Source organism: Syntrophorhabdus sp. (assembly GCA_012719415.1).
Classification (GTDB): domain Bacteria; phylum Desulfobacterota; class Syntrophorhabdia; order Syntrophorhabdales; family Syntrophorhabdaceae; genus Delta-02.
The window spans coordinates 1-1,657 of sequence record JAAYAK010000219.1; the positions used below are offsets into that span (position 1 = coordinate 1).

1 protein-coding gene is annotated in these 1,657 nt (G+C 58.6%); it reads left to right on the top strand.

Going from position 1 to position 1,657, the window contains the following annotated elements:
- Positions 1 to 215 precede the first annotated feature (215 nt).
- Positions 216 to 1,514 carry a nucleoside transporter gene (locus GXX82_13035; GenBank protein NLT23964.1) on the top strand — a complete coding sequence of 433 codons (1,299 nt, stop codon included), beginning with the start codon at positions 216 to 218 and terminating at the stop codon, positions 1,512 to 1,514.
- Positions 1,515 to 1,657 lie beyond the last annotated feature (143 nt).

Sequence of the window (1,657 nt, forward strand, 5' to 3'; positions counted from 1 at the left end):
CCGAACATACTGTTAAACTTATTCACGGGGATTCCTCCATTCAGGTATTATTTGATTCTTCGTCGAAACTAATTCTACCTGTTCGGGGTTTCCCCTTCAAAATTTATTTTGGACAGATGTGACCTATCACCCATGACCCATCACCTCTCTTCTTGCCAATCTCCGTCACACCTGTTATCTTATCCGCACAGGATAACAATACAGGGGATGCTCAGGTGACGATATACAATGGGGTTTCCGCGGCGGGTGTGCTTTGGTTTCTCGCGTTCCTGTGGGTTCTCTCAAGGCACAGGCGGCGGGTGAATCCCCGGGTGGTCATCTGGGGTCTGGCGCTCCAGATCGTCTTCGCCCTTTTCGTCTTCCTCGTTCCCTTCGGTTCGAGGCTCTTTCTCGTCCTCAACGACATCACCATGGAGGTCATTGAAAGCGCCTTCGAGGGGATCAGGTTCCTCTTCGGCCCCCTGGCGCTGTCTCCCGGCAAGGCCGGGTCACCAGGGTTCATCCTCGCCTTCCAGGCACTCCCTTCCATCATATTCTTCGCCGCCCTCATGGAGCTCCTGTACTACGTGGGGATAATGGAACGCCTCATCCGACTCTTCGCCAGGGTCTTCGTCAAGGTCATGGGCATAAGCGGCGCCGAGTCGCTCTGTGCCTCGGCCCAGATATTTCTCGGCATCGAATCGAACCTCACGGTCCGGCCCTATCTCAAGGAGATGACCCCGTCGGAACTCATGGTGGTCCTTACGACGGGCATGGCCACCATCGCGTCGAGCGTCCTCGGCTTCTATGTCATCATCCTTTCCGGTACCCTGCCGAAGGTGGCGGGGCACCTCATCTCCGCCTCCATCCTCCTCGCTCCCGCCGCCATACTCGCCTCCAAGGTCCTTTTTCCCGAGACGGGCTCCCCCAAAACACTCGGAAAGGTCGTCGCCGTCGAGTACCAGAAGGCCGCGAACCCCATAGAGGCCGTCATCAACGGCGCCATGACCGGGGTGAGGATGCTCGTCGGCATCGGAGCGCTCCTCATAGCCTTCATCGGCATCGTCGCCCTCTTCGACAGCGGCCTCAACTATCTTGGAAAACTCATAGGCTCCGCCGCCGGCACGACCGTCGACCTCTCCCTCGATCATCTCCTCGGTTACATCTTCTATCCCTTCACCGTAGCCATGGGCGTTCCCCTGGACGACGCGCCACAGATAGCCCGCGTCATCGGGGAGCGCATCATCCTGACGGAGGTGAAATCGTACCAGGACCTCAGCGCCCTCGTGCAGGCGGGAAAGATAGTCCATGAAAGAAGTGTCTTCATCGCCACATACGCCCTCTGCGGATTCGCCCACATCCCATCGCTCGCCATCTTCGTCGGCGGAACGTCGAGCCTTGTCCCCGAACGCACGAAGGACATAGCCGTCCTCGGCCTCTGGGCCCTCCTCGCAGCGAACGTGGCCTGCTTCATAACGGGCGCCGTCGCGGGCATCTTCTACACGGGCACCGGCGGGATATTGTTCAAACCCTAAAAGATCAAAGACATGCCTCTCGCCCGTTCGTCGCTTGCGCTCCTCTCTCAAGCTCACAGAGATCGCAGAGAGAGACCAAAAGAGAGAAAAGACCGCCGCCGGATCTCGGAGCCTCCCAAGATCCGGCGGCCTTCTCGTCCCGC